The organism is Entomohabitans teleogrylli, assembly GCF_001484765.1.
GTDB classification, from domain to species: domain Bacteria; phylum Pseudomonadota; class Gammaproteobacteria; order Enterobacterales; family Enterobacteriaceae; genus Entomohabitans; species Entomohabitans teleogrylli.
This window is the reverse complement of record NZ_LLXO01000128.1, coordinates 1-330: the sequence shown is the minus strand read 5'-3', so window position 1 is coordinate 330 and position 330 is coordinate 1. Positions and strand designations below refer to the sequence as shown.

The 330-nt window shown below is 47.6% G+C and carries 1 protein-coding gene; it reads right to left on the bottom strand.

Annotation, left to right across the window (positions count from 1 at the left end; genetic code table 11):
* Positions 1-3: 3 nt before the first annotated feature.
* A complete protein-coding gene (locus AQ981_RS25555) occupies positions 4-267 on the bottom strand; it encodes a DUF4752 family protein (RefSeq protein WP_058914537.1) in 264 nt (87 codons plus the stop codon).
* Positions 268-330 lie beyond the last annotated feature (63 nt).

Sequence of the window (330 nt, the reverse complement as noted above, 5' to 3'; positions counted from 1 at the left end):
ATATCAGTCATTAGCCTTTTCCTCTCTGCGGAACATCATGATTGTCAGATCGCCTTTAGTGGCCAGACGAACGGTGGAACCTGGCTCTATGCTGTTAAGTTCAAATGCGTCATAAAACTCATTCACGGCTTTCTGGCGGCGAGACTGCTTGCGGCGCTTGTCCCACGACTTTATGGTGTTTTTGATAATCCACTCGCCGGTTTTTGACATGATGTAAATCCAGCCCAGAAGTGCTAAACCCGTGTTGAGATAAGTTGCGATACTCATGCTGCACGCTCCTTATTCACATAATCCGTAACGGGACGAACACACAGAGGTATCAATGCTCGC

Coding starts and splice junctions, on each gene's coding strand:
- AQ981_RS25555 (WP_058914537.1), bottom strand. CDS start 267: ATGAGTATCGCAACTTATCTCAACACGGGTTTAGCACTTCTGGGCTGG.